This window comes from Streptomyces sp. NPDC001502, from assembly GCF_042894785.1.
GTDB classification, from domain to species: Bacteria; Actinomycetota; Actinomycetes; order Streptomycetales; family Streptomycetaceae; genus Streptomyces; species Streptomyces kutzneri.
In genome coordinates, this window is sequence record NZ_JBIAVW010000004.1 from 76128 (window position 1) to 95802 (window position 19675).

Genomic DNA, 19675 nt, shown 5'->3' on the forward strand with positions numbered 1-19675 from the left:
ATCCAACGATCAGCAGGAGGGAGCACAGCATGGGCAACCACGGCAGTCCCGAGGGTTCCGCTCGTCGTCGGCCCGAGGAGCAGCAGCTCGGGCCGGTGCTGAGGAGGCGGAGCCAGGTGCAGGCGGGCAGTACGACGGACCAGCGGCTGCTGGATTCGGCGGGGCCCTCCGAGTGGGTGCACACCGATCCCTGGCGGGTCCTGCGCATCCAGTCGGAGTTCATCGAGGGCTTCGGCACGCTCGCCGAGCTGCCGCCCGCGATCAGTGTGTTCGGATCGGCCCGGACGCCGGAGGGCTCGCCCGAGTACGACGCGGGCGTGCGGATCGGCAGCGCGCTGGTCGACGCCGGCTTCGCGGTGATCACCGGCGGTGGTCCGGGTGCGATGGAGGCGGCCAACAAGGGCGCCCGCGAGGCGAACGGCGTCTCGGTCGGCCTCGGCATCGAGCTGCCCTTCGAGCAGGGGCTCAACCAGCACGTCGATCTCGGCCTGAACTTCCGGTACTTCTTCGTCCGCAAGACGATGTTCGTGAAGTACAGCCAGGGCTTCGTCGTCCTGCCGGGCGGCCTGGGCACGCTGGACGAGCTGTTCGAAGCGCTGACCCTGGTCCAGACCCAGAAGATCACCCGCTTCCCGATCGTGCTGTTCGGCACGGAGTACTGGAGCGGCCTGATCGACTGGCTGCGGGGCACCGTGATCGCCCAGGGCAAGGCCTCGGAGAAGGACCTCTACCTGTTCCACGTCACCGACGACGTGGACGAGGCGATCGCGCTGGTGACGAAGGAAGTCGGCAAGTAGGCGAAGGGCCCGGGCCGGATCCGGCCCGGGCCCTGAACGCCTCAGGCTGCGCCGGCCTCCGGCCGTCGGGGTCTCAGGCGAGGCCGCGGCGGGCGACCGCGGGAGGGCGGTGGCCCTGGATCGAGCGCACCATGCTCCTTTTCGACGCCGTTCTCGCGCGGCTCGGCGCCGGGGCGCCTCTCCGGCTTCGGGCGGCTGCGCCGGCCTCCGGCCGTCGGGGTCTCAGGCGAGGCCGCGGCGGGCGACCGCGGGAGGGCGGTGGCCCTGGATCGAGCGCACCATGTCCAGGATCTGGCGGGTCTCCGCGACCTCGTGGACACGGTAGACCTGCGCGCCCAGCCAGGCCGAGACGGCCGTCGTGGCCAAGGTGCCCAGCAGGCGTTCCTTGACCGGCATGTCGAGCGTCTCGCCGACGAAGTCCTTGTTGGACAGGGAGACCAGGACCGGCCAGCCCGTCGCCGTCATCTCGTCCAGCCGGCGCGTGGCCTCCAGCGAGTGCCGGGTGTTCTTCCCGAAGTCGTGTCCGGGGTCGATCATGATCGCGTCCCGGCGGACGCCCAGCGCCGCCGCCCGCTCCGCCAGCCCGACCGTCACGCGCAGCACGTCCTCCATGACGTCCCCGTACGCGATCCGGTGCGGCCGGGTGCGCGGTTCCACCCCGCCCGCGTGGGTGCAGACCAGGCCCACGCCGTACCGCGCGGCGACCTCGGCGAGCTTGGGGTCGACCCCGCCCCAGGCGTCGTTGAGGACATCGGCCCCGGCCTCGCACACCGCCTCGCCGACCTCGTGCCGCCAGGTGTCCACGCTGATCACCACGTCCGGGTGCCGCCGCCGGACCTCGGCCACGAAGCCGACCGTGCGCCGTGCCTCCTCGGCCGCGTCCACGTGCTCGCCCGGGCCCGCCTTGACCCCGCCGATGTCGATGATCGCGGCGCCCTCGGCGATCGCGTGCTCGACCCGGTCCAGCGCCGGCTCGTCGCGGAACGTCGCGCCCTGGTCGTAGAAGGAGTCCGGCGTCCGGTTCACGATGGCCATGATCACCGGCTCGTGGGTGTCGAACTCGCGCCTGCCCAGTCGCAGCATCCTGCTCTTTCCTCCTTCGGCGGCCCTTGCGCCTCGCCTGCGACCTTAACCTGGTGGCCGGAGTCTCTCAGGGGAGTTGATCGTGTTCTTCTTCTTGATGATCGCGCTGGTCGTGGTCGTGGCAGCGGTCACCCTGGCGGTGATCGGCGGCGGCTCGGAGGCCGTCCTGCCGGAAGCGGAGCCGGACCGGGTCGCGGACGGACTGCCGGAGACCCGGCCCGTCGTACGGGCCGACATCGACGCGCTGCGGCTGCCGGTCGCCCCGCGCGGGTACCGGATGGCCGAGGTGGACGACGTACTGGAGCGGCTCGCGGCCGAACTGGCCGAGCGGGACGCGCGGATCGCGCAGCTGACGGCCGCGGCGGCGCCCGCCGCCGCCCCGTCGGACGCGCCCGGGCACGTCGACCTCAGCAAGGGCGGTGAGCGGTGAGCGGTTCGGTGGCGGGTGCGGACGGGCTGCTGCGCTGTCCGTGGGGGCTGTCCACGCCGGACTACGTCGCCTACCACGACACCGAGTGGGGCCGTCCGGTGCACGGGGACGACGCCCTCTACGAGCGGCTGTGCCTGGAGGCGTTCCAGTCGGGGCTGTCCTGGATCACGATCCTGCGGCGCCGCGAGGGATTCCGTAAGGCCTTCGCGGACTTCTCGATCGCGGCGGTCGCGGAGTTCGACGACCGTGACGCGGAGCGGCTGCTGGCCGACGAGGGGATCATCCGCAACCGGGCCAAGATCGAGGCGACCCTGGCCAACGCGAAGGTCCTCGCCGGGTGGGAGCCGGGCGAGCTGGACACCCTGATCTGGTCCCACGCCCCCGGGGAACCGGGACCGGCCCCGCTGACGGTCACCGAGGTCCCGGCGGTCACGCCCGGGTCCACCGCCCTCGCCAAGGCCCTGAAGAAGGCCGGCATCCGCTTCGTCGGCCCCACGACGGCCTACGCCCTGATGCAGGCCTGCGGGCTGGTCAACGACCACCTGGCCGACTGCGTCTCCCGCGACCCGGCCTGAGCCCGGCCGGGTCGCGGCACGCGCGTCAGCGGCCGAGGTACTTCGGCGGCTGCTTCGCGAGGAAGGCCTGGACGGCGATGGAGTGGTCCTCGGAGGCCCCCGCACGGGTCTGGAGGGTGTCCTCGTGGGCCAGGGCCTCGGAGAGCGTGTGGGAGGCCCCGTAGGCCAGCGACTCCTTCAGCGCGGCGTACGCGACCGTCGGGCCCGCGGCCAGCGTGCGGGCCAGGGCCTCCGCCTCGGCGTGCAGGGAGTCCGCGGGCACGAGACGGTTGACGATGCCGAGCTCGAACGCCTCCTGGGCCTTGACCGAGCGCGGGAACAGCAGCAGGTCCGAGGCGCGGGAGGCGCCGATCAGGCGGGGGAGCGTCCACGAGACCCCGGAGTCGGCGGTCAGCGCCACCCCGGCGAACGAGGTGTTGAAGGAGGCGGTGTCGGCGACGACCCGGAAGTCCGCCGCCAGCGCGAAGCCGAAGCCCGCCCCGGCCGCGACGCCGTTCACGCCGGCCACCACGGGCTTCGGCATCTCGGTGAGCGCCCGCACGATGGGGTTGTAGTGGTCGGCCACCGTGGTCATCGTCAGCGAGGTGCCGCTCTCGCGGTCCGAGGCGAGGTTCCCGATGTGCTCCTTGAGGTCCTGGCCCACGCAGAAGGCCCGGTTCCCGGCCGCGGTGAGCAGCACGGCCCGTACGGCGGTGTCGGCGGCCGCCGCCTGGACCGCGTCGCGCAGGGCGACCTTGGCCTCGGTGTTCATCGCGTTCATCGCGTCCGGGCGGTTGATCGTGATGGTGGCGAGTCCGTCGGTCACTTCGTAGAGCACGCTGTCGGCCATGGCAGGGGGTCCCCCTTCGTCGCGGGCTTGGCTACCGGTCGGTACTGTCCGGTACAAAGGTCAGCATGGCGGACCGGACGTGGCGCGCACATGTGATGTGCGTCAAAGAAAGCCGGTGCCGCTTCCCGGGTGCGGCGGCGAAGTATCGCAGGCGGATCCCCGAAATGAGTGGTTTTGGTCGAGCGCGTTGCCCAAGCGTTCCCATGCGATGTTGGTCATCGGGTCCTGACATGCGGGATAATGGCTGGGAAGCAATGTGTTCGATGCCGGGTATTAGGCGCCTGAACGGGGCCGTCGGCTGACGATGAGCTGGTTTCAGGAAGGGGAACGAGCATGGCGGCCATGAAGCCGCGGACGGGCGACGGCCCGCTCGAGGTCACCAAGGAGGGGCGGGGCATCGTCATGCGCGTACCGCTCGAGGGCGGCGGTCGGCTTGTCGTCGAGCTGACCCCTGATGAGGCGGACGCCCTGGGTGACGCCCTGAAGAAGGTCGTCGGCTGACCCCACGGGGGACACCGACAGCACTTCCACCTTCTGATTTTCCGCATTCTCTGCGCTGCCCCGACCGCGAACCCGCGGCCGGGGCAGCGTTGTGTCGCCTTCCCTGGACCCGAGCCTTCCGGAGCCGCGCCGTGCCCTACACCCCGCCCGCGCCGCCCGCCTTCGCCGACTGCACGGCCCGGCAGAAGGCCGCCCGGATCCTCTCCGACGTGCTGGCACCGGCCCCTCTGGTGGTCGCGCTGCTGCTGCTCGTCGGATGGCGGAGCACCATGTCGTGGGCCGGGCTCGGCTGGGGCCTGTTCGCCGCCCTGTTCTGCGGGTTGGTCCCGATCGGGATCATCGCCCTCGGCGTCCGCCGGGGCGCGCTGACCGACCAGCACATCCGGGTACGGCGTCAGCGGGTCGTCCCGATGGCCCTGAGCCTGGTCTCCGTCGTCGCCGGGGTCACGCTCCTGCACGTCCTGGGCGCCCCCCGGGAGGTGTTCGCGCTCGTCGTCGCGATGCTGGTGGGCCTCGTGTCCTCGCTGCTGGTCACGGTGGTCTGGCAGATATCGATCCACATGTCGGTGGCCGGCGGCACCGTGATGATCCTGCTGCTCGTCCTCGGGCTCCCGGTGCTCCCCGCGGTGCTGATCGCCGCCGCCGCGGGCTGGTCCCGGCTGGTGCTGAAGGCGCACACCCCGGCCCAGCTCCTCGCCGGCACCGCGCTGGGCGGTACGGCGGCCCTCACCTTCGCGCTCCTGAACTGATCCGAAGGCGGCGGACGCCCCCTACGCGGCCCGCCGGCGACCCCGGGGGCTCAGCGGCGCACGGCGCACAGCAGCCCGTCGCCCACCGGGAGCAGCGCGGCCTCCAGCGCGGGGCTCTCGCGGACGCTGCGCAGCAGCTCGCGGACGCGCAGCACCTCCACCGGCTGGGCCGCGGAGTCGACCGTGCGGCCGTCGGAGAAGACCCCCTCGAAGCACACCAGTCCGCCGGGGCGCAGCAGCCGCAACGATTCGGCGAGGTAGTCGAGGGATTCGGAGGGGTCCCCGTCGCAGAAGACGAGGTCGTATCCGCCGTCGGCGAGTCGCGGGAGCACGTCGAGGGCGCGGCCGGGGATGAAGCGGGCGCGGTTGCCCGCGAAGCCCGCGGCGCGGAAGGCCTGGCGGGCGAAAGCCTGCCGGTCGGCTTCGGGATCCACCGTGGTCAGCACCCCGTCGGGGCGCATTCCGTGCAGCAGGTGGATGCCGGAGACGCCGGTTCCGGTGCCGATCTCGGCGACCGCCTTGGCGTCCGCGGTGGCGGCCAGCAGGCGCAGCGCGGCCCCGGTGCCGGGGGAGACGGACCTCAGGCCCGCTTCCCTGGACCGGTCGCGGGCCCACCGCAGAGCGTCGTCCTCGGCGACAAACGCGTCGGCGAACGCCCAGCTCGTCTGCCGGTTGCCGGTAATGACCCTCTCCTGTCCCCATAGTTGGCGCAACGGTGACTGTATCCGTTGACGTCGGGAACCCGCAGATGGGACCGGGCGTTGTGAAGGGTGGAGGCGGGATAAGAAGGGACGGTGCCGGGCAGATCGACGGCCAGGACCGCTCCAGGGCTTAAGTCTCGCGTAAAGATACTGCAAAAACGCTTATCCGGAGCTGACAGAGGGGGTGGCTATGGTAGGGACTCCACTGGACACCACCAGAGCCGACAGGGGAGGTGCGGCTGCGCCTGTGGATCGTGGGGGCGTACTGAGACGCCTCTTCTGGTCGGCGGGTGAGCCGAAATCCGTGACCTACATTGCTGACCGCTTCCACACCGCCGACGCCGCAACCACCGCGACCTTTGCCGCCGATGCGGGCTCCCAGGCGTGGACCCCTCCTTCCTGGGAGGAGATCGTCAGCACGCACAGCGCGCGGGTCTACCGCCTTGCCTACCGTCTGACGGGTAACCAGCACGACGCCGAGGACCTGACGCAGGAAGTCTTCGTCCGCGTCTTCCGTTCGCTGTCCACGTACACCCCCGGCACCTTCGAGGGCTGGCTGCACCGCATCACGACGAACCTGTTCCTGGACATGGTGCGCCGCAAGCAGCGGATCCGCTTCGACGCGCTCGGCGACGACGCCGCCGACCGGCTGCCGAGCCGTGAGCCGTCCCCGCAGCAGGTCCTGCACGACACCCACTTCGACGCGGATGTGCAGCAGGCGCTGGACACCCTCGCCCCCGAGTTCCGCGCGGCCGTGGTGCTGTGTGACATCGAGGGCCTGTCGTACGAGGAGATCGCCGCGACGCTCGGCGTGAAACTCGGCACCGTGCGCAGCCGTATCCACCGGGGCCGTTCGCACCTGCGCAAGGCGCTCAGGCACCGGTCCCCCGAGGCCCGTGCCGAGCAGCGCGCGCTGGCGGGAGTGGCGATGGGCGCCCCCGGCGCCGGGGGAGAGGGCGGAGCCGAGTGAGCGACGTCAGTCCGTCACCCGCCGAACAGCACCTGGGCGACCGGCTTGCCGCCCTGGTGGACGGCGAGCTGAAACACGACGCCCGCGATCGGGTCCTGGCCCATCTGGCGACCTGCGCCAGGTGCAAGGCCGAGGCCGATGCCCAGCGGCGTCTGAAGACCATGTTCGTGGAGAGCGCGCCGCCGCCGCTGTCCGCGGGGCTGCTGGCGCGGTTGCAGGGGCTGCCGGGCGGCGGCCTCGACGATCCTGCCGGTCCTGCCGGTCCTGCCGGTCCTGCCCGTCCCGGCTTTCCCGCCGACCCGGCCCGTGCTGCGGGGGCCGACCCCTTCGACGCGTTCGCATACGGGCTGCCCGTCGCCGCCCGGCCGCGGCCGCAGGAGGGCTTCCGCATCCACGAGGTGGGCCGTCCGCGCCGCAGGTTCGCCTTCGTCGCCGCCGGGGCCGTCTCGCTGGCCGCTCTCGCGCTCGGCGGCGCCCTGCCGCTGGAGGTGGACCCGAACCTGCGGGGTGATTCCCCTGCCCCGGCCTCCAGGCCCGGTCCTGCCCTGCCCGTGGCCGATCAGGGGGCCCGTGACCGGCTGCCCAGCCCCGAGGCCGTCCCGACCCTCCTGTCGGCCGTGGCGACCCCGCTGCCGCCGCTCCAGCCCTCCCCGCAGCACCCGGCGCGACCGGTCTCCCTGCTGCGCTGACGCGGGACCTGGTTGAATCTGCGGCACATGCGCATAGGTACGCGGGGAGCGCCCATGGCCGACAGGCAGCAGACCGACCCGGCTCCGCAGTGGTGGAGCCGGCCCGAGGGGACGACCGAGGAGGGCCGCCGCGAAGCGGTTCCCGCGCCGCGGCCCGGAACCGGGGGCGAGGACCACGTGCGGGACGCGGCCCCGGCCCCCGACGTGTCCGCCCCGGACGCGCCGAGCTCGGACGTGTCTGCCCCGGACGCGCCGTTCCCGGCCTCGGACGCGCCGGCGCAGGCCCCGGACGAGCCGGCCGCGGTCCCCGCGGTGCGGTACGACCCCTGGGGCGCCGAGCCGTTGCAGGTCGTGGACCGCGGCCGGACGCCGCGCGGGATCCGGCTGTGGCAGGTGGTGGCCATCAGCCTCGGAACGGCCCTGCTCGCCGGCGGGACCGGCGGCTATCTCGGCGTGCTCGCCGAGCGGCAGAGCGGCACCCGGCTGGAGCTCCCCCAGGCGGCCGGCGCCACCGACCGGGGCCGGGCCCCCGAGAGCGTGGCCGGGATCGCGGCCACCGCACTGCCCGGCGTGGTGACCCTGCACGTGCGGGGCACGAAGGGCAGCGGTACGGGTACGGGCTTCGTGCTCGACCAGCAGGGACACATCCTGACCAACAACCACGTGGTGGCCGACTCCCAGGAGATAACGGTCACCTTCAGCACCGGCGAGAGCGTCACCGCCGAGCTGGTCGGCCGCGACTCCGGCTACGACCTGGCCGTGGTCAAGGTCAGCGGGGTGCGCGGACTCCGGCCGCTGAGCCTGGGGAACTCCGACAACGTGGAGGTCGGCGACCCGGTGGTGGCCATCGGCGCCCCCTTCGACCTGTCGAACACCGTCACCGCCGGCATCGTCAGCGCCACCGGCCGGCCCGTCACCGCGGGCGGCGACAAGGGCGACGGCAGCGACATCAGCTACGTCGACGCGCTGCAGACCGACGCCCCCATCAACCCGGGGAACTCCGGCGGCCCGCTCCTCGACGCGAAGGCCCATGTGGTCGGCATCAACAGCGCGATCCGCGGGGCCGACAAGGAGGATCCCACCCGGCAGGGCGGCTCCATCGGGCTCGGCTTCGCCATCCCCGTCAACCAGGGCAAGCGCGTCGCCGAGGAGATCATCCGCACCGGCCGCGCCACGCACCCGGTCATCGGGGTCACCCTCGACATGGACTACTCGGGCGACGGGGCCCGGGTCGGCGACAAGGGCGAGGACGGCAAGCCGTCCGTCGTCGCCGACGGACCGGGCGCGCGCGCCGGGATCCGGGCCGGGGACGTGATCACCAAGGTGGACGGCCAGCGGGTCCGCGGCGGCGACGAGCTGATCATCAAGATCCGCGCCCACCGCCCGGGCGACCCGCTGACCCTCACCGTGCTCCGCGACGGCCGCGAAAGCACACTGAAGGTGGTCCTCGGATCGGCGAACGGCTCATGAGCGCGGGATGACAGCCGGGTGAAACCGGCGCGGAGGCGGTACGCAGGTATGGGCCCGTGGACAACGCCGGGTACCGTGTGTCGGGGCCCGAAGTGATACAGAGCCGAGGAGCGGCAAGGTGTTCAACGACATAGGCGCACTCGAACTTGTCACGATCGTGGTGCTCGGCATCCTCGTCTTCGGACCGGACAAGCTGCCCAAGGTCATTCAGGACGTCACGGGCTTCATCCGGAAGATCCGGGCGTTCTCGGACAGCGCGAAGAACGACATCCGCTCCGAACTCGGCCCCGAATTCAAGGATTTCGAGTTCGAGGACCTGAACCCGAAGACCTTCATCCGCAAGCAGCTGACCGAGAACGAGGACCTCAAGGAGATCCGCACCAGCTTCGATCTCCGCAAGGAGCTCAGCGACGTCTCCGATGCCGTGAAGAGCTCGGAGGCCGGCGCCGCCCCGGCCGCCCCGGCCGCGGCCGCCACGCCCGCCGTGACCGGCCCGGACCTGCTGAAGAAGCCCGCCGCCGCCGCCCCGGACGAGCGCTCGCGCTTCGACGCCGACGCCACCTGACGCGCGGCCTGCCCGGCGATCCGCGGTCGGATGGCTATCCTCCATCTGTCCGGATCGCAGGACGCCCGAGGGAGGGGGTCCCCCCAGCACAGCGAGGGGGAGGGCCGTTCCGGACCCCACGGAACGAGAGGCCGCCCAGATGGAGACGACGAGCAGCAGCCGGGTAGGAGCGCAGACCGCGGAGGCCCCCGCCCCCGCAGGCGCACCCGCCCAGGAGCCGGATACCGGCCCACACAGCGATACGCAGCCACAGGAAGCCCCTGCGCCCGTACCGGCGGCCCGCCGGACGGCCGAGGGGTTCCTGGCGGCCGACTTCCCCTGGTACGGGCTGGACGGGGCCTTCACCGGCCCCCGCTGGCTCATGCAGGTCGCCGTGGCCGCCGACGGCACGGTGGAGCACGGCTCCACCGGCCACGGCGACGAGCCCTCCGCCCGGGGCGAGATCGCCACCGGTGAGAAGGAGCGCTTCGCGGTGGTCATCACCGTGGCCAGCAACCCGCTGCGCCGCAGCGGCGACGGCACCGGCGTCCTGGAGGCCACCTCGGTCGCCTCGGCGGCCTGGCTGGCCGGCTCCGGACTGCTGGCGTACAGCTGGCCCGGACAGATGGACCACTCGCTGCGCGACGACTGGCTGGACCAGCAGACCGAGGCCGCGTGGGAGCTGGCGGACGACCTGGCCGGTGAGGACTGGTCCACGCTGTCGCTGCCGGTGGACGGGGAGCCTACGCCGTTCCACTACCGCGAGTCGGAGTTCGGGTGGGTGCTGGCCGGCTCCACCGGGAGCGGGGTCCACCTGGGCGCGTACGGCCGCGGGATGAGCGCGTACGGCCTCGGCTTCTCCGCGATCGCGGACCTCGGCACGTACCAGTAGCGCGTCACGGGTCACCGGTCACGGGGACCGGTACGGGGAAGGGCGCCGCTCGGCGAGCGGCGCCCTTCCCCGTGGTACGGACGGTCAGAACTTGTTGCGCGGGGTGATGCCCAGCGACATGCCCGACAGGCCGCGCGCCCGGCCGCCCAGCTTGCCCGCGATCGAGCGCAGGGCCGCGCCGGCCGGGGAGTCAGGGTCGGACAGGACGACGGGCTTGCCCTCGTCGCCGCCCTCGCGCAGCCGGACGTCGATCGGGATCGAGCCCAGCACCGGCACCGTCGCGCCGACCGTCTTGGTCAGGCCGTCGGCGACCTTCTGGCCGCCGCCCGAGCCGAAGACGTCCACCATCTCGTCGCAGTGCGGGCACGGCAGGCCCGACATGTTCTCGACCACGCCGACGATCTTCTGGTGGGTCTGCACGGCGATGGAGCCGGCCCGCTCCGCGACCTCGGCCGCGGCCTGCTGCGGGGTGGTGACGACGAGGATCTCCGCGTTCGGCACCAGCTGGGCCACGGAGATCGCGATGTCACCCGTACCCGGCGGCAGGTCCAGCAGCAGCACGTCCAGGTCGCCCCAGAACACGTCGGCCAGGAACTGCTGGAGCGCGCGGTGCAGCATGGGACCGCGCCACACCACCGGGGCGTTGCCCGGGGTGAACATCCCGATGGAGATGACCTTCACGCCGTGCGCCGACGGCGGCATGATCATGTTCTCGACCTGGGTCGGACGGCCGTCCACACCCAGCATGCGTGGCACGCTGTGGCCGTAGATGTCCGCGTCGACCACGCCGACCTTCAGGCCGTCCGCCGCCATCGCCGCGGCCAGGTTCACCGTGACGGAGGACTTGCCGACACCGCCCTTGCCGGACGCGACCGCGTACACACGGGTCAGCGAGCCCGGCTTGGCGAAGGGCACCTCGCGCTCGGCGGTGCCGCCGCGCAGCGTGGCCGCCAGGTCCTTGCGCTGCTCGTCGCTCATCACGTCGAGGGAGACGGCGACGGAGGTGACGCCCGCGACCTTCTCGACGGCTTCGGTGACGTTCTTCGTGATGGTCTCGCGCATGGGACAGCCGGACACCGTGAGGTAGACCGTGACGGCGACCTCGCCGCCCTCACCGATCTCCACCGATTTGACCATGCCGAGCTCGGTGATCGGCCGGTGGATCTCGGGGTCGTTCACCGTCGCCAGCGCGTCCAGGATCGCGTCCTGCTCAGGCACGGCGGCGGAGCTTGTGTCGGTAGCCATGCCCCGATGGTACGGCTCGGTAGCAGGCCGCAGGTAAGCCCGTCAGCGGTCGCCTTCATCACGTTCGGCGGGGAATAGACGCCGCTCGTCCATCTCCTTGATCAGGTCCTGGAACTCGGACCTGATCCAGTCGCGGGTGGCGACCTCGCCCAGGCCCATCCGCAGGGCGGCGATTTCCCGGGTCAGGTACTCGGTGTCGGCGATGGACCGCTCGTTCTGCTTGCGGTCCTGCTCGTGGGTGACCCGGTCGCGGTCGTCCTGCCGGTTCTGCGCGAGCAGGATCAGCGGAGCCGCGTAGGAGGCCTGCAGCGACAGCATCAGCGTCAGGAAGATGAAGGGGTACTTGTCGAACCGCAGGTCGTCCGGCGCGAAGATGTTCCACAGCACCCAGACGATGATGACCAGGGTCATCCAGACGATGAACCGGCCGGTGCCCAGGAAGCGCGCCACCCGCTCCGACAGCCGTCCGAAGGCCTCCGGGTCGTACTCGGGCAGCAGCGACCGGCGCGGCGCACGCGGCAGGTCCAGGCGCACCCGCGAGCGCGTCAGCGCGCTCGACCCGGTGCCCGACGACCGTCCCGAGCGCTCGCCGGATCGTTCCGCCGCGTCCGCCGCCAGCCCGTGCTCACGCGCCTGTACCCGTGCCTGCTCGCGCCGCTCCCGGATCTGCTCCCGGCGGCGCTCGCGCGCCTGCTCGCCCCGCCCCCGGTCGAAGCGTCCTCGCTCAGCGGCCACCCACGGCCTCCTCGGAATGGAAGTCCGTCTCCCGCCAGTCGTCCGGCAGCAGGTGGTCCAGCACGTCGTCCACGGTCACCGCGCCCAGCAGCGAGCCGCTCTCGTCGACCACCGGCACCGCCACCATGTTGTAGGCGGCGAGGTGCGTGGTCACCGCGGGCAGCGAGGCGTTCGGGCGCAGCGGCGGCAGGTCCGTGTCCACGATCGAGCTGACCAGCGTGAACGGAGGGTCCCGCAGCAACCGCTGGAAGTGCACCGTGCCCAGGTACTTGCCCGTCGGCGTCTCGTCCGGCGGCCGGCACACGTACACCTGCGCCGCCAGCGCCGGCGACAGGTCCGCCTGCCGTACGCGGGCCAGCGCGTCCGCGACCGTCGCGTCCGGCCGCAGCACGATCGGCTCGGTGGTCATCAGACCGCCCGCGGTGTTCTCCTCGTAGGACAGCAGGCGGCGCACATCGGCCGCGTCGTCCGGCTGCATCAGCGTCAGCAGCCGCTCCTTGTCGTCCTCCGGCAGCTCGGAGAGCAGGTCGGCCGCGTCGTCCGGGTCCATCGCCTCCAGGACGTCGGCGGCGCGCTCCTCCTTCAGCTTGCCGAGGATCTCCACCTGCTCGTCCTCGGGCAGCTCCTCCAGCACGTCCGCGAGCCGGTCGTCGTCGAGGGCGTTGGCCACCTCGGCGCGCCGCTTGGGCGTCAGGTGGTGCAGCACGTTCGCCACGTCGGCCGGGCGCATCTGCTCGAAGGTGGCGACGAGGTTCTCGGCGCCCTGCCCGTGCTCCTCCAGCGAGAAGCCCGTCACCGCCGACCACTCCACCGTCAGGGCCTCGCCGCGCCGGCGCAGCGCACCCGACTTGCCCTTCCGTACGAAGATCCGGTCGATCTCCCAGTCCCGGCGGGCCGGCAGCTGCTGGATGGCCACGTCCAGGACCGTGACCTCTTCGCCGCTCGCGACCAGCGTCACCCGCCGGTCCAGCAGCTCGCCCAGGACCAGGCGCTCGGTCGGGCGCTGCTCGAACCGCCGCATGTTGACCACACCGGTGGTGATGACCTGCCCGGACTCCACACCGGTGACCCGGGTCATCGGCAGGAAGATCCGCCGCCGGCTGACGACCTCGACCACCAAACCCAGCAGCCGTGGCGGGCGGCCGCCGACCCGGAGCATCGCGACGAGGTCGCGGACCCGGCCGACCTGGTCGCCGTTGGGATCGAAGACGGGCACACCCGACAGATGCGAGACGAAGATCCGCGGGGCGCCTGCAACCATCCGAGCGCCTCCTAGTGCGTCGATCAAGAGTCGTGCCGCCCCTCAGGCTAGCCCGTGCCGCCCGAAAGCGTCCTGGTGGGGCGGTCCGCCCGGGGGCGGGCGAACACCGGGGCGCGGTCGCGGGGCGCGAGGTACGGGCGGGTACGCTGCCTGCTGCTCGCAGACGACCGACGAGAGGCACCCGCCCGTGACCGCCTACTTCCCTGCCGCGCGGCTGCGCCGGGCCGCCTTCATCGGCGTGCTGTGCGCGGGCCTCGCCGTCACCGGTACGGGCTGCGGGGAGGACCCCGACGAGGGCACGAACGGGGTCGGCAAGCTGTCCGCCGACAAGATCGAGGCGAAGGCGAAGGCGGCCGCGACGGAGTCCGACTCGGTGCACCTGTCCGGCACGCTGGTGAGCGGCGGCAAGTCCTTCACCCTCGACATGCGGCTGAAGGCGGAGGGGGGCTCCGGCGAGGTGAAGTCCAACGAGGACACCTTCCAGCTGCTGCGCGTGGGGGAGCAGCTGTACCTGAAGGCGAGCGCGGCGTTCTGGGGCCAGTCCGACTCGGCCGGCAAGCTCGGCGACAAGTTCGTGAAGGTGCCCGAGGGCGACCCCTCGTACAAGCAGTTCCGCGGCTTCACCGACATGGACGTGCTGCTGGACGGGCTGCTCGGACTGGACGGCAAGCTCACCAAGGGCTCGTACACCAAGGTCGGGCACACCCGCGCCGTCCAGGTCGCGGCGGACGCGGGCAAGGGCGGCAAGCTCTCGGTATCGCTGGAGGGGACCCCGTACCCGCTGCTCATGGAGCGCGCCGGCGGCGCCGGCCGGGTCGAACTCGCGGAGTGGGGCAAGCCGTTCCAGCTGGACCCGCCCGCGCAGGACCAGACGGTCGACTACGGCACCCAGCTGCCGACGACGAAGGACCAGAGCGGCGGGACCGCCCCGGCCCCCTCCAAGAGCTCCGGCCAGGGCGCGAACCCCACCAAGCCGTAACGTTCCGCGGGTCGGGCGGGTCGGCGGCGCCGCAGGCGGATCCGGTCGTGCCGGGGCCGTGCGCGTGCCGGGACGTCAGCCCCGGGCGGCCTTCCTGCGCTTCAGCAGGAGCTTCGGCAGGGCCGCGGGGACCGGCCTGCGGGTCGTCGCCGGGGAGCCCAGCGGGGCCGCGGCCAGCGAGCTGTCCGGCAGTTCGGCCCGCACCGATTCCGGCTCCAGCCGCAGCAGCCGGCACTCCCGCGCCCACCGCTCGGTCATGTCCTCCGAGTCGGGCGCGTTCAGCCGCTTGCCCTTGAGCTCGGCGACCGCCGCCGCCCATTCCTCGCCGCGGGGCGGGAGTTCCCGTACCGTCGCCGTCCAGGCCACCAGCCGGCCGCCCTTGTCCTTGCTCCGCACGGTCACCTCGGCACTCGCGCCGTCCGCCAGCCCCGGGAACGGCTGCTCGCCGGGCCCGTCGCCCAGCACATGGGCCGCGCCGTCCACCCAGGCGTGCCACAGGGCGCGGTCGGCCCCGTCGCCGCGCACCCAGATCAGGCCGGACTTCTTGGTGGCCTCCTCGACGAGGGCCAGGTCGAGTGTGCTGAGAGTCATGCCGACAGGGTAGGGGGTCGCTCCCCGCGCGCGAGCGGGCGTCCCGGCCCGCAAGACCCGGCCCGCAAGACCCGGCGCGGGCGGGCCCGCCTCAGAGCCAGCCGTTGCGGCGCAGCGCGCGGTGGATGGTGAAGCAGGAGGCGGCGATCGCGGCCATCACCATCGGATAGCCGTAGCGCCAGTGGAGCTCCGGCATGTGGTCGAAGTTCATCCCGTACACGCCGCAGATCATCGTCGGCACGGCGATGATCGCCGCCCAGGAGGTGATCTTGCGCATGTCCTCGTTCTGGGCGACCGTCGCCTGCGCGAGATTGGCCTGGAGGATCGAGTTCAGCAGCTCGTCGAAGCCCACCACCTGCTCGTGCACCCGCGCCAGGTGGTCGGCGACATCGCGGAAGTACTTCTGGATGTCCGGGTCCACCAGCCGCATCGGCCGTTCGCTCAGCAGCTCCATCGGACGCAGCAGCGGCGAGACCGCCCGCTTGAACTCCAGCACCTCGCGCTTGAGCTGGTAGATGCGGCCCGCGTCGGCGCCGCGCGCACTGCCCTTGGCGGGGGCCGCGAAGACCTCGCTCTCCACCTCGTCGATGTCGTCCTGCACCGCCGCCGCGACCGCGATGTAGCCGTCGACCACGTGGTCGGCGATGGAGTGCAGGACCGACGAGGGACCCTTGGCGAGCAGGTCCGGGTCGTCCTGGAGGCGGTGGCGCAGCCCCTTGAGGGACCCCTGCCCGCCGTGCCGGACGGTGATGACGAAGTCGGGGCCGGTGAAGCACATCACCTCACCGGTCTCCACCACCTCGCTGGTGGCGGTCAGTTCGGCGTGGTCGACGTAGTGGATCGTCTTGAAGACGGTGAAGAGGGTGTCGTCGTAGCGCTCCAGCTTCGGCCGCTGGTGCGCGTGCACCGCGTCCTCCACGGCCAGCGGGTGCAGCCCGAAGGTCGCGGCGATCCCCGCGAACTCGGCCTCCGTCGGCTCGTGCAGGCCGATCCAGGCGAAACCGCCGTCCTCGCGGACCCGGCGGATCGCCTCACGGGGCGTCAGGCACGCCGGGCCCAGCACCCGCCGCCCGTCGCGGTACACGGCGCAGTCGACCACCGCGCTGCTCGCCGACGGGTCGCGGGTGGTGTCGTAGCCGGGCTGTACGGGGGTGGCCCTGCGCAGGGCCGGGCGAACGGCGGCACGCAGGTAGGGCAGCATCGACATGGCAGGCTCCTTCTCGCGCACGGCTGCGGACCGTACGGGTGGGAGACCCTCCACCGCAGGCGGGCGGGCAGGCCCGGGCAGGGGGAGGGAACAGGACGGGAGGACAACGTTCTGCCGTCGCTCTTCTACTGATCAGCGCATCAGACGGATCGAGCAGATCAAAGGGGGCGGGATGCGCCCGTCACAGAAGTGGAAGAGCGATTGGTACTGCACGATCGACTTCGGTCCACCGCAGCCCCACCTCCTCCGGCCGGTCCCCCGTGAGGGACGTCCTGTTGCCGGGGCACTGAAACACCGCTTCTGCGTGCGGCCCCGAACAGCTGTCAACACTATCAGCCGACGGATGGTCAAGACCCGCCCTTTACCCGCCTGATACGAGTTCTATGCTCGCTTCATGGCAGAAATTCTGGCCCTCGTGGAGGCCCGGCTGCGCACGGCGTTCGGTGAACCCGACGCACGCGCCGCCGTCACCTTCCTGGGCACCGACCGCATCGAGGTACTCCGTTTCGCCGAGGGCGACCTCGTGCGGTACGCGACCCTCGGGATGTCCGCGCACCCGATGACCGATCCGACCGCCGTGGTCGCCGACCCCGTACGGGGCCCGCGCGCCGAGCTCGTGCTGACCGTACGGGCAGGACTGGCGGCCACCGACAAACTCCTGCGGCCGCTCGCGGTGCTGGCCGCGTCCCCCCAGGTCGAGGGGCTGATCGTGGCCCCGGGGGCCTCGCTGGACGTGGGTGAACCGCTTTGGGACGGGGCCCCCTTCAGCTCGGTCCTCGTGGCGGAACCGGGCGGTCTCGTCGAGGACCTGGAGCTCGACGAGCCCATGGACCCGGTGCACTTCCTGCCCCTGCTGCCGATGACGGCGAACGAGGCCGCCTGGAAGCGCGTGCACGGAGCGGCCGCCCTCCAGGAACGCTGGCTCGCGCGCGGAACGGACCTGCGGGACCCTTTGCGTAGCGCTGTTGCACTGGACTAGGGCGTCTCTTTCGGATCTTGCCGGCCCGGCAAGATCCGAAAGAGAGGCCTGGGGCCCGGACGGGTGAGCGTGCCTTGACTGGGGGCCGGGCGGGGAGGAGCGTGGCTTCTTATGAGGGGTGAACCAAGTTGCCCGAAGTGCGGCGGCCGGGTCAGGGCGCCCGGACTCTTCTCCGACTCCTGGCAGTGCGCGGTGCACGGCGCTGTCCACCCCCTGCAACCCGTCATCCCGCCGAGCGTCGAAGGCCTGAGCGTGGTGGCGCACCGGGCGCGGGTGCCGGTGTGGATGCCGTGGCCGCTGCCGGTGGGGTGGCTGTTCACGGGGGTCGCGTCCGCCGGTGACGACCGCAGCGGTGGCCGGGCGACGGCGGTGGCCTGTTCCGGCCCCGGCCCGCTGGGCGGGATCGGCGAGCTGCTGCTGATCGCGGAGGAACTGGGTGTGGGCCTCGGCGCGCGGTACGCGGGCATCGACGGTGTCGACCCCGGCTCGTCCATCAACGTATCGGCGCCGCCCCATGCCAAGGTGGTCGCGGCGGGCCGCCCGACACCGTTGTGGCACGTGGGCGGCGGCCCCGACGACCGGGCCGTCTTCGCCGGCGAGGCGCGCGGCCTGTGGCTCTGGGCGATCGTCTGGCCGGAGCAGTCCGGCCTGCTGATGTACGACGAGCTCGTCCTCACCGACCTGCGCGACGCGGGAGCCGAGGTCGAGCTCCTTCCGTGCGGGGCCCTGAGCCCGCGCATCCTGGGCCCCGCCTGAGGTGCCCGCGGGGGCCTGAGGGGGTCCGCGGCCCGGTTATCCTGGAGTGTCCCCCGTACGTACGACCCATGGAGCCAGGCTGTGCGCATCGACCTGCACGCCCACTCCACGGCCTCCGACGGTACGGACACCCCCGCCGAGCTGATGCGCAATGCCGCCGGCGCCGGGCTGGACGTGGTCGCGCTGACCGACCACGACACCGTGCGCGGATACGGCGAGGCCCTCGCGGCCCTGCCCGCCGGACTGACGCTGGTGACCGGGGCCGAACTGTCCTGCCGGCTCGACAGTGTCGGCGTGCACATGCTCGCGTACCTCTTCGACCCCGAGGAGCCCGAGCTGGCCCGCGAGCGGGAGCTCGTCCGTGACGACCGCACCCCGCGCGCCCGGACCATGATCGGCAAGCTCCAGGACCTCGGCGTCGGCGTCACCTGGGAGCAGGTGGCCCGGATCGCCGGTGACGGATCGGTCGGGCGGCCGCACATCGCCACCGCCCTCGTCGAGCTGGGCGTCGTACCCACCGTCTCGGACGCGTTCACGCCCGACTGGCTCGCCGACGGCGGCCGCGCATACGCCGAGAAGCACGAGCTCGACCCGTTCGAGGCCGTGCGCCTGGTCAAGGCGGCCGGCGGGGTCACCGTCCTCGCGCACCCCGCCGCCGTCAAGCGCGGCCGGTGCGTCTCCGAGTCCGCGATAGCCGAACTGGCGAGCGCGGGCCTGGACGGCATCGAGGTGGACCACATGGACCACGACGCCGACACCCGCACGCGGATGCGCGGCCTGGCGGCCGACCTCGGCCTGCTGACCACCGGGTCCAGCGACTACCACGGCAGCCGCAAGACCTGCCGTCTCGGGGAGTTCACGACCGACCCCGAGATCTACGGCGAGATCACGCGCCGCGCGACGGGGGCCTTCCCGGTGCCGGGCGCCGGCGGACGCGAGCGCTGACCGGCCGGATCCGGCCCGCTCCACCCGTCCCACACTTCTTCTTCGCGACACCCCTCTCTTCTGCAAGGCATCACTGTGTTTGATTTCGCCGTCTTCGGATCCCTTTTTCTCACCCTTTTTGTGATTATGGACCCCCCGGGGATCACGCCGATCTTCCTCGCCCTGACCTCCGGCCGCCCCGTCAAGGTGCAGCGCCGCATGGCCTGGCAGGCCGTCTGCGTGGCCTTCGGTGTCATCGCGGTCTTCGGTATCTGCGGCCAGCAGATCCTGGACTACCTGCACGTCTCCGTCCCGGCGCTGATGATCGCCGGTGGTCTTCTGCTCCTGCTCATCGCGCTGGACCTGCTCACCGGCAAGAACGACGAGCCGAAGCAGACCAAGGACGTGAACGTGGCCCTGGTCCCGCTGGGCATGCCGCTGCTGGCCGGGCCCGGCGCGATCGTGTCCGTGATCCTGGCCGTCCAGAAGGCCGACGGCGCCGCCGGGCAGGTCTCGGTCTGGGCCGCGATCGTGGCCATGCACGTCGTGCTGTGGATCACCATGCGCTACTCCCTGGTGATCATCCGGGTCATCAAGGACGGCGGCGTCGTCCTCGTCACCCGGCTCGCCGGCATGATGCTCTCGGCGATCGCCGTCCAGCAGATCATCAACGGCGTGCTCCAGGTGATCGACGGAGCCTGAGGCCCCGCCTCCTGGCCGCCGCGCGCGGCCGCTCATGCGAACGCCCCCGCACCGGAACCGGTGCGG

The 19675-nt window shown here is 72.1% G+C and carries 23 protein-coding genes; 15 read left to right on the top strand and 8 right to left on the bottom strand.

The window, feature by feature from the left end; genetic code table 11:
- Window positions 1-29: 29 nt before the first annotated feature.
- Entirely contained in the window at window positions 30-797 is a 768-nt protein-coding gene (locus ACFY0D_RS07575) for a TIGR00730 family Rossman fold protein (RefSeq protein WP_030012114.1), read from the top strand.
- Window positions 798-1019: 222 nt separating this feature from the next.
- Here the strand turns inward: ACFY0D_RS07575 and folP are convergent, their stop codons facing one another.
- The gene (folP, locus tag ACFY0D_RS07580; RefSeq protein ID WP_390797479.1) at window positions 1020-1880 is read right to left on the bottom strand and encodes a dihydropteroate synthase; all 861 of its coding nucleotides are present in this window, start codon (window positions 1878-1880) and stop codon (window positions 1020-1022) included.
- 76 nt (window positions 1881-1956) lie between these two features.
- On the opposite strand from folP, the gene ACFY0D_RS07585 reads away from it, so the two are divergent.
- Window positions 1957-2310 (top strand): DivIVA domain-containing protein, encoded by a 354-nt coding sequence (locus tag ACFY0D_RS07585; protein WP_109781240.1) that lies wholly within the window; start codon window positions 1957-1959, stop codon window positions 2308-2310.
- The gene (locus tag ACFY0D_RS07590) at window positions 2307-2885 is read left to right on the top strand and encodes a DNA-3-methyladenine glycosylase I (protein WP_390797480.1); all 579 of its coding nucleotides are present in this window, start codon (window positions 2307-2309) and stop codon (window positions 2883-2885) included. Before ACFY0D_RS07585 ends, ACFY0D_RS07590 begins: the two co-directional genes overlap by 4 nt.
- Before the next feature lie 25 nt (window positions 2886-2910).
- On the opposite strand, the gene ACFY0D_RS07595 is transcribed toward ACFY0D_RS07590, so the two are convergent.
- A complete protein-coding gene (locus ACFY0D_RS07595; RefSeq protein WP_390797481.1) occupies window positions 2911-3714 on the bottom strand; it encodes an enoyl-CoA hydratase/isomerase family protein in 804 nt (267 codons plus the stop codon).
- A gap of 333 nt (window positions 3715-4047) precedes the next feature.
- Here ACFY0D_RS07595 and ACFY0D_RS07600 point away from each other — a divergent pair, with 333 nt between their 5' ends.
- Window positions 4048-4215 (top strand): DUF3117 domain-containing protein, encoded by a 168-nt coding sequence (locus tag ACFY0D_RS07600; RefSeq protein ID WP_003966491.1) that lies wholly within the window; start codon window positions 4048-4050, stop codon window positions 4213-4215.
- 131 nt (window positions 4216-4346) lie between these two features.
- Window positions 4347-4964: a hypothetical protein gene (locus ACFY0D_RS07605; protein WP_390797482.1), complete on the top strand. Its 618-nt coding sequence runs from the start codon at window positions 4347-4349 to the stop codon at window positions 4962-4964.
- A 50-nt stretch (window positions 4965-5014) separates the two neighbouring features.
- Here ACFY0D_RS07605 and ACFY0D_RS07610 read toward each other — a convergent pair whose 3' ends face one another.
- Window positions 5015-5677, bottom strand: a complete 663-nt coding sequence (locus tag ACFY0D_RS07610) for an O-methyltransferase (RefSeq protein WP_030385883.1) — start codon at window positions 5675-5677, stop codon at window positions 5015-5017.
- 178 nt (window positions 5678-5855) lie between these two features.
- On the opposite strand from ACFY0D_RS07610, the gene sigE reads away from it, so the two are divergent.
- The 5 genes from sigE (at window position 5856) to ACFY0D_RS07635 (ending at window position 10230) form a co-directional block, all read left to right on the top strand.
- Window positions 5856-6635 (top strand): RNA polymerase sigma factor SigE, encoded by a 780-nt coding sequence (gene sigE, locus ACFY0D_RS07615; protein ID WP_390797483.1) that lies wholly within the window; start codon window positions 5856-5858, stop codon window positions 6633-6635.
- Entirely contained in the window at window positions 6632-7324 is a 693-nt protein-coding gene (locus ACFY0D_RS07620; protein WP_390797484.1) for a zf-HC2 domain-containing protein, read from the top strand. Before sigE ends, ACFY0D_RS07620 begins: the two co-directional genes overlap by 4 nt.
- 54 nt (window positions 7325-7378) lie before the next feature.
- A complete protein-coding gene (locus ACFY0D_RS07625; protein WP_390797485.1) occupies window positions 7379-8794 on the top strand; it encodes a trypsin-like peptidase domain-containing protein in 1416 nt (471 codons plus the stop codon).
- A gap of 118 nt (window positions 8795-8912) precedes the next feature.
- Window positions 8913-9359, top strand: coding sequence for a sec-independent translocase (locus ACFY0D_RS07630; protein ID WP_390797486.1), 447 nt, complete (start codon window positions 8913-8915; stop codon window positions 9357-9359).
- 139 nt (window positions 9360-9498) lie between these two features.
- The gene (locus ACFY0D_RS07635) at window positions 9499-10230 is read left to right on the top strand and encodes a hypothetical protein (protein WP_390797487.1); all 732 of its coding nucleotides are present in this window, start codon (window positions 9499-9501) and stop codon (window positions 10228-10230) included.
- Window positions 10231-10314: 84 nt separating this feature from the next.
- On the opposite strand, the gene ACFY0D_RS07640 is transcribed toward ACFY0D_RS07635, so the two are convergent.
- From ACFY0D_RS07640 to ACFY0D_RS07650, 3 genes are all read right to left on the bottom strand, one after another.
- Complete coding sequence (locus ACFY0D_RS07640) at window positions 10315-11430, bottom strand: P-loop NTPase (RefSeq protein ID WP_314244527.1); 1116 nt, start codon at window positions 11428-11430, stop codon at window positions 10315-10317.
- A gap of 87 nt (window positions 11431-11517) precedes the next feature.
- Complete coding sequence (locus ACFY0D_RS07645; protein WP_390797755.1) at window positions 11518-12093, bottom strand: DUF1003 domain-containing protein; 576 nt, start codon at window positions 12091-12093, stop codon at window positions 11518-11520.
- Window positions 12094-12199: 106 nt separating this feature from the next.
- Entirely contained in the window at window positions 12200-13471 is a 1272-nt protein-coding gene (locus ACFY0D_RS07650; RefSeq protein WP_052873873.1) for a magnesium transporter, read from the bottom strand.
- Window positions 13472-13658: 187 nt separating this feature from the next.
- Between ACFY0D_RS07650 and ACFY0D_RS07655 the strand changes: the two genes are divergently transcribed.
- Window positions 13659-14450, top strand: coding sequence for a hypothetical protein (locus ACFY0D_RS07655; RefSeq protein WP_390797488.1), 792 nt, complete (start codon window positions 13659-13661; stop codon window positions 14448-14450).
- Window positions 14451-14525: 75 nt separating this feature from the next.
- Here the strand turns inward: ACFY0D_RS07655 and ACFY0D_RS07660 are convergent, their stop codons facing one another.
- Together ACFY0D_RS07660 and ACFY0D_RS07665 are read right to left on the bottom strand one after the other, a co-directional pair.
- Window positions 14526-15041 (bottom strand): hypothetical protein, encoded by a 516-nt coding sequence (locus tag ACFY0D_RS07660; protein ID WP_390797489.1) that lies wholly within the window; start codon window positions 15039-15041, stop codon window positions 14526-14528.
- Window positions 15042-15132: 91 nt separating this feature from the next.
- A complete protein-coding gene (locus tag ACFY0D_RS07665) occupies window positions 15133-16248 on the bottom strand; it encodes a magnesium and cobalt transport protein CorA (protein WP_390797490.1) in 1116 nt (371 codons plus the stop codon).
- A 394-nt stretch (window positions 16249-16642) separates the two neighbouring features.
- Between ACFY0D_RS07665 and ACFY0D_RS07670 the strand changes: the two genes are divergently transcribed.
- The 4 genes from ACFY0D_RS07670 (at window position 16643) to ACFY0D_RS07685 (ending at window position 19609) form a co-directional block, all read left to right on the top strand.
- The gene (locus ACFY0D_RS07670) at window positions 16643-17227 is read left to right on the top strand and encodes a suppressor of fused domain protein (RefSeq protein ID WP_030711795.1); all 585 of its coding nucleotides are present in this window, start codon (window positions 16643-16645) and stop codon (window positions 17225-17227) included.
- A gap of 111 nt (window positions 17228-17338) precedes the next feature.
- Complete coding sequence (locus ACFY0D_RS07675; RefSeq protein WP_351155595.1) at window positions 17339-17983, top strand: DUF6758 family protein; 645 nt, start codon at window positions 17339-17341, stop codon at window positions 17981-17983.
- A gap of 81 nt (window positions 17984-18064) precedes the next feature.
- Complete coding sequence (locus tag ACFY0D_RS07680; protein ID WP_390797491.1) at window positions 18065-18928, top strand: PHP domain-containing protein; 864 nt, start codon at window positions 18065-18067, stop codon at window positions 18926-18928.
- Between the two features lie 75 nt (window positions 18929-19003).
- On the top strand, window positions 19004-19609 hold the full coding sequence (locus tag ACFY0D_RS07685; protein WP_351155592.1) for a MarC family protein: 606 nt from the start codon (window positions 19004-19006) through the stop codon (window positions 19607-19609).
- The last annotated feature ends 66 nt before the right edge of the window (window positions 19610-19675 follow it).

Bases quoted from the DNA above. Each gene is read 5' to 3' on its own strand.
- ACFY0D_RS07660 (WP_390797489.1), bottom strand. From the start codon at position 15,041: ATGACTCTCAGCACACTCGACCTGGCCCTCGTCGAGGAGGCCACCAAG.
- ACFY0D_RS07675 (WP_351155595.1), top strand. From the start codon at position 17,339: ATGAGGGGTGAACCAAGTTGCCCGAAGTGCGGCGGCCGGGTCAGGGCG.
- ACFY0D_RS07650 (WP_052873873.1), bottom strand. From the start codon at position 13,471: ATGGTTGCAGGCGCCCCGCGGATCTTCGTCTCGCATCTGTCGGGTGTG.
- ACFY0D_RS07665 (WP_390797490.1), bottom strand. From the start codon at position 16,248: ATGTCGATGCTGCCCTACCTGCGTGCCGCCGTTCGCCCGGCCCTGCGC.
- ACFY0D_RS07635 (WP_390797487.1), top strand. From the start codon at position 9,499: ATGGAGACGACGAGCAGCAGCCGGGTAGGAGCGCAGACCGCGGAGGCC.
- ACFY0D_RS07575 (WP_030012114.1), top strand. From the start codon at position 30: ATGGGCAACCACGGCAGTCCCGAGGGTTCCGCTCGTCGTCGGCCCGAG.
- ACFY0D_RS07625 (WP_390797485.1), top strand. From the start codon at position 7,379: ATGGCCGACAGGCAGCAGACCGACCCGGCTCCGCAGTGGTGGAGCCGG.
- ACFY0D_RS07670 (WP_030711795.1), top strand. From the start codon at position 16,643: ATGGCAGAAATTCTGGCCCTCGTGGAGGCCCGGCTGCGCACGGCGTTC.
- ACFY0D_RS07595 (WP_390797481.1), bottom strand. From the start codon at position 3,714: ATGGCCGACAGCGTGCTCTACGAAGTGACCGACGGACTCGCCACCATC.
- folP (WP_390797479.1), bottom strand. From the start codon at position 1,880: ATGCTGCGACTGGGCAGGCGCGAGTTCGACACCCACGAGCCGGTGATC.
- ACFY0D_RS07600 (WP_003966491.1), top strand. From the start codon at position 4,048: ATGGCGGCCATGAAGCCGCGGACGGGCGACGGCCCGCTCGAGGTCACC.
- sigE (WP_390797483.1), top strand. From the start codon at position 5,856: ATGGTAGGGACTCCACTGGACACCACCAGAGCCGACAGGGGAGGTGCG.